The sequence below is a fragment of the Thermomonas sp. genome (genome assembly GCF_035369645.1).
Classification (GTDB): Bacteria; Pseudomonadota; Gammaproteobacteria; order Xanthomonadales; family Xanthomonadaceae; genus Thermomonas.
The window spans coordinates 1-5175 of sequence record NZ_DAOOUM010000078.1 but is presented as its reverse complement, the minus strand read 5'-3'; the positions used below and the strand labels follow the sequence as shown (position 1 = coordinate 5175).

At 61.9% G+C, this 5175-nt stretch carries 7 protein-coding genes; 5 read left to right on the top strand and 2 right to left on the bottom strand.

Translation table 11 applies throughout. The annotated features are described in order from the left end of the window. Both PK789_RS11340 and purT read right to left on the bottom strand, forming a co-directional pair. The coding region (locus PK789_RS11340; protein WP_324308914.1) for a hypothetical protein at positions 1-350 on the bottom strand (350 nt) is incomplete at its 3' end. 20 nt (positions 351-370) lie between these two features. Beyond that, positions 371-1564 carry a formate-dependent phosphoribosylglycinamide formyltransferase gene (gene purT / locus PK789_RS11335; protein ID WP_324308912.1) on the bottom strand — a complete coding sequence of 398 codons (1194 nt, stop codon included), beginning with the start codon at positions 1562-1564 and terminating at the stop codon, positions 371-373. Between the two features lie 81 nt (positions 1565-1645). Here purT and PK789_RS11330 point away from each other — a divergent pair, with 81 nt between their 5' ends. From PK789_RS11330 to PK789_RS11310, 5 genes are all read left to right on the top strand, one after another. Next, positions 1646-2569: an SdiA-regulated/phytase-like domain-containing protein gene (locus PK789_RS11330; RefSeq protein WP_288969498.1), complete on the top strand. Its 924-nt coding sequence runs from the start codon at positions 1646-1648 to the stop codon at positions 2567-2569. A 114-nt stretch (positions 2570-2683) separates the two neighbouring features. Further along, complete coding sequence (locus tag PK789_RS11325; protein WP_288969499.1) at positions 2684-3568, top strand: SPFH domain-containing protein; 885 nt, start codon at positions 2684-2686, stop codon at positions 3566-3568. Positions 3569-3571: 3 nt separating this feature from the next. After that, complete coding sequence (locus PK789_RS11320; protein WP_223626792.1) at positions 3572-3754, top strand: type II toxin-antitoxin system antitoxin; 183 nt, start codon at positions 3572-3574, stop codon at positions 3752-3754. Then, complete coding sequence (locus PK789_RS11315) at positions 3751-3939, top strand: DUF4177 domain-containing protein (protein ID WP_223626789.1); 189 nt, start codon at positions 3751-3753, stop codon at positions 3937-3939. The genes PK789_RS11320 and PK789_RS11315 overlap by 4 nt, the downstream gene beginning before the upstream one ends. A gap of 1 nt (position 3940) precedes the next feature. After that, positions 3941-5175 (top strand): alpha/beta hydrolase (locus tag PK789_RS11310; protein WP_324308910.1); only part of this gene is annotated, 1235 nt, incomplete at its 3' end.

The window sequence follows — 5175 nt, the reverse complement described above, 5'->3', positions numbered from 1 at the left end:
GTGGCGGGACTGCTCGTGGCGGGACTGCTTGTAGCGGGGCCGGTCTGCACGGATTCTACGGCCACGGCGGCGGGCTTTTTACGGTCGTAAAAACCAAATTCACTATCGCTGCGCGCCGACACAATCATCCGCACCATACTGCTAGGCACCATCAATTCTAATTCGATGACCCGGCCATCCGGGCCACGGCCTTCCAGCGTCATTTCGATAAACGCACCGCCGGTGTCCACTTCGCGGCAGGGCACAAACGGGCCGGCCGGGCCGGCTTGCAGATACGGTTTGACCGCATCGCCCAAGGCGTCCAACGCTTGCGGAAACAAGAACACGGCATAGCCAGACGATTCGCTCATGGTGGACTCCTCACTCAGATTCAGAACTCAGCTTCAAGGTGGATGACAAGCGCGGCGGCGGCATCGCGGGCGGTGGCGCGGGCCGCGTCAATGTTGTCGCCGCGCGCCAAAGTCACCGCAACCCGCCGATGCCCGGCCACACGCGGCTTGCCGAACAAACGTACTTGTGTGTCGGGCTGCATCAAGGCAGCGTCCACATGATCAAACACCGGCACGCCCTGCCCATGCGCCAACACCGCGCACGAGGCCGATGGCCCCAACTGGCGAATGTGCGGAATCGGCAGGCCCAAAATCGCGCGCGCATGCAGCGCAAATTCGGACAGGTCTTGCGAGGCCAGCGTCACCAGCCCGGTGTCATGCGGGCGCGGACTGACTTCGCTGAACCACACCGCATCGCCTTTGATGAAAAACTCCATGCCGAACACACCCCAGCCGCCCAGATTGTCGGCCACCGCGCGGGCGATGTCTTGTGCACGTTGCAGCGCCAGCGCCGACATCGGCTGTGGTTGCCAGCTTTCGCGGTAATCGCCGTCTTCCTGCAAATGGCCAATCGGTGCGCAAAAACAGGTCCCGCCAGCATGGCGCACGGTCAGTAGGGTGACTTCGTAATCGAAATCGACAAAGCCCTCCACGATCACGCGCCCCGCGCCAGTACGCCCACCCGTTTGCGCATAATCCCATGCGGCGTCGATGTCGGCCTGTGTGCGCAGCAACGATTGCCCATGCCCCGAAGACGACATCACCGGCTTGACCACGCAGGGCAAGCCAATGGCGGCTACCGCGGCGCGGTAATCTTCAAGGGTATCGACGAAGCGATAGCTGGAGGTTGGCAGGCCCAAGGTTTCGGCGGCCAAGCGACGAATGCCCTCGCGGTCCATCGTCAACTGCGCAGCGCGCGCGGTGGGGATGACCCGCAGCGCACCCTGCGCCTCCAATGCAATCAGCACGTGGGTGTTGATCGCCTCGATTTCGGGCACCACGATATGCGGCTGCTCCAGCGCGATCAGCGCGCGCACGGCGTCACCATCCAACATATCCAACACATGACTGCGATGCGCCACCTGCATCGCCGGCGCATTGGCGTAGCGATCGGCGGCAATCACTTCCACCCCGAAACGCTGCAACTCGATCGCCACTTCCTTGCCCAACTCGCCCGAGCCCAGCAACAGTACACGGGTAGCCTGTGGCGACAGGGGGGTACCAATTCGGGTCATCGGCAAAACTCAATCACTGGAATCGCGATTCTAAAGGCAGCAGACTCAGCCAGCGCGCTGGGCTATGCGATCCTTGCACCCATGCCTCGTTTTTTTGCCATCCGCCGTGCGCTGCCACTGACGTGCCTGGCCACGCTGCTGGTTTGCATCGCCGCCTGTTCGGCCCCTTCGCTGCCGTTTGCGCGGCTGGCTGGATTGATCACCCACCGCGAGCTGGACGAAATCAGTGGCTTAGCGGCCTCGCATGTGCACGAGGATGTGCTGTGGGTGCACAACGACAGTGGCAACCCGGCGCGGCTGTATGCCATCAGCACCCGTGGCCGGCTGCTGGCACGCTTTGATGTGGTGGGCGCCAAGAACATCGACTGGGAAGACATCGCCAGTTTCAATTTGAACGGCAAGCACTACCTGCTGCTGGCCGATACCGGCGACAACGGCGGACAGCGGCGTGACTTTGCGTTGCACGTAATTGAAGAACCCGCGCAACTGACCAGCGGCGTTGTGCGGCCAGCGTGGAGCATCCGTGCGCATTGGCCGGATGGCCCGCGCGATTGCGAAGCAGTCGCCGTGGATGCCGCCACCGGGCAAGTGCTGTTGATATCGAAAAAGCGCTTCCCTCCGGAATTGTTTTCACTGCCGCTGAGCAACCCGCATGGGCAGGTGCAAGAGGCGCGCCGCATTGGCCGGCTGGAAGGTGTGCCGCAAGTCAGCGCGGCGATGCGGGACAAGGATCCCGCGCTGGCCGCGCTGTTTTCGCAAGTGACTGCCGCCGACATGTCGCCCGACCGCAAAACGCTGGCGGTGCTGACCTATGGCAGCGTGCTGTTTTACCGTCGCCAGGAGGGCGAGACCTGGGCCGATGCCGTCTCCCACCCGCCCGAAACCCATGATGTGCCCTGGATCCCGCAAGCCGAAGCACTGGGCTGGAGCGCCGGTGGGGCCGGCCTGTATGCCAGCGGGGAATCACGCCCGGCACCCCTGTATTACCTCGTTCCGCAGCAATAGCTGCCGCATCCGATCAGGCAGGCAGCCTACCGTTCGTCGGACGACGCTTGCATTGATTGATATCATTTTGATATCAATATGCCGAAGCCCAGACGGGCGTATGCGAGCCTTGCCATGAAAGAAAACCCGCTGTCCTCCCTCCCCGGCATTCCCTTTTTGCTGGCGATGCTGCTGCTCGCCGCTGCCGGCATCTGGTTGCTGATCACCGGCATCGGCCCCGATGCCAATGCCGCAGGCCCAGCCTCCATCGGTAGCGTGTTCAGCGGCATCGGCATGGCTGTATTGGCCGGGTTCAGCCTGACCGGCCTGTACATGGTGCAGCCCAACCAAGCCGCCGTGCTCAGCTTGTTCGGCAAATACGTGGGCACCGTCAAACACGACGGCCTGCGTTGGAACAACCCGTTTTATGCGAAGAAAAAAATCTCGCTGCGGGTGCGCAACTTCGAGTCAGGCAAGCTCAAGGTCAACGAGCTCGACGGCAGCCCGATTGAAATTGCCGCCGTGATTGTCTGGCAAGTGCAAGACAGTGCCGAGGCGGTTTACAACGTGGATGACTACGAAAGTTTCGTGCACATCCAGTCGGAATCCGCACTGCGCACGATGGCCACCAGCTACCCGTACGACCAGCACGAGGATGGCCAGATTGCGCTGCGCAGTCATGCCACGGAAGTCTCGCAGCATTTGCGTGATGAACTTTCCGAACGCCTGGCCGATGCCGGTGTACAAGTGATCGACGCCCGCATCAGCCACTTGGCTTACGCACCGGAAATCGCCCAAGCGATGCTGCAGCGCCAACAAGCCAACGCGATTATTGCTGCGCGCACACGGATCGTGGCCGGTGCGGTGGGGATGGTGGAAATGGCGCTGGCCGAGCTGCAAAAAAACGGCGTGGTGCAACTGGACGAAGAACGCAAAGCGGCCATGGTCAGCAACCTGCTGGTGGTCTTGTGCGGCGAGCGCAGCACCCAACCGATCGTCAACACCGGTTCGCTGTACTGAGCCATGGCCGAGAAAAAAGCCTACCCGCTGCGTATCAATGCCGACATCCTGGCGGCCGCGCAGCGCTGGGCCGATGACGAACTACGCAGTTTGAACGCGCAAATCGAATACGTACTGCGCGAATCCCTGCGCAAAGCCGGGCGCCTGCCCGCGCCAACCCAAACACCCGAGGACGATGCAACGTGAACACCAGCACCCAATGGAAATATCAAGTCATTGAACTGAAAACCGGCCTGATGGGCGGCTTCAAGCTGGAAACCTTGCAGGAAGAATTGGACAAGCAAGGCCGCAATGGTTGGGAACTGGTCAATGTCGTCCATGCCACGCCCACGGTGTCCTCCCCCACCCTCATCTTCAAGAAGGAAGCCTGAGATGCGTCATACATTCATCGCCTCCGTCCTTGCCGCCAGCCTTGCCATCGCCGGTACCAGCCATGCGCAAACTGCCGACCCTGCCGCACTCGCACAGCAAGCCTTGGATGCGCTGGATGCCGGTCACTACGCGCAAGTGGAGCAACTGTTTGGCCCACAGATGGCCGCTGCAGTGCCGGCTGACAAGCTGCAAGCCATTTGGGAGTCACTGCCCGCACAAATGGGCAACGCCAAGGGCCGCGAGCAAGCGCAGGTCAGCGCGCAAGGCGACACCCATTTTGTGCAGATCCCGCTGCATTTTGAAAAAGCCGAACTGGTGGCGAAGTTTGCCATCGACGCCAGCGGCAAAATCGTCGGCTTTTTGATTCAACCCGCGCAATCCACCTCCCCCGCACCTGCGGTGGCCGCCGATGCCAATTTCAGCGAACGCGATTTCAGCGTGGGCGACGGCGAGCGCGCCCTGCCCGGCACCTTGGCCATGCCCAAAGGCAATGGCCCGTTCCCCGCCGTGGTGCTGGTGCATGGCTCCGGCCCGCAAGACCGCGATGAAACCATTGGCCCCAATAAACCCTTTCTGGACATCGCGCGCACGCTGGCCGCGCAGGGCATTGCCGTGTTGCGCTATGACAAGCGCACCAAGGCACGTCCGCAGGATTTTGCCGGCGGCAATTTCGGGGTGGATGATGAAACCACCAATGACGCGGTGATCGCGGTAGATGCGTTGCGCAAGACCGATGACATCGACCCCAAGCGCATCTTCGTGCTGGGCCACAGCCAAGGCGGCATGCTGGCACCGCGCATTGCCGCCGTCTCCGGGCATGTGGCAGGACTGATTCTGATGGCTGCGCCCACGCGCCCGCTGCTGGATATCCTGATCGAACAAAACCGCCGGCTGGCGGCACTCAACGACGGCAAAATCGACGATGCCGAACGCGCCGCGATCAACGCCATCATCGAACAAGTGCGCATCACCCGCGACCCCAAAACCGCTGCCACCAGCCCGACCGTGATGGGCCAACCCGCAGGCTACTGGCGCAGTATCGAGGCAGTGGATGCGGTTAGCGAGGCACAACAGGTGAGGTTGCCGATGCTGCTCTTGCAAGGCGCACGCGATATTCAAGTGGTGGATGCCGACTGGCAGAACTGGCGCGATGCATTTGCTGACGATCCCGAGGCCACGTTCAAGCTCTACCCCAAGCTCAATCATCTGGGGATTGCCGGTGAAGGCGAAGGTTC

Excerpts from the sequence above, each read along its gene's own strand:
- PK789_RS11325 (WP_288969499.1), top strand. The coding sequence starts at position 2,684 with ATGAAAGAAAACCCGCTGTCCTCCCTCCCCGGCATTCCCTTTTTGCTG.
- PK789_RS11330 (WP_288969498.1), top strand. The coding sequence starts at position 1,646 with ATGCCTCGTTTTTTTGCCATCCGCCGTGCGCTGCCACTGACGTGCCTG.
- PK789_RS11320 (WP_223626792.1), top strand. The coding sequence starts at position 3,572 with ATGGCCGAGAAAAAAGCCTACCCGCTGCGTATCAATGCCGACATCCTG.
- purT (WP_324308912.1), bottom strand. The coding sequence starts at position 1,564 with ATGACCCGAATTGGTACCCCCCTGTCGCCACAGGCTACCCGTGTACTG.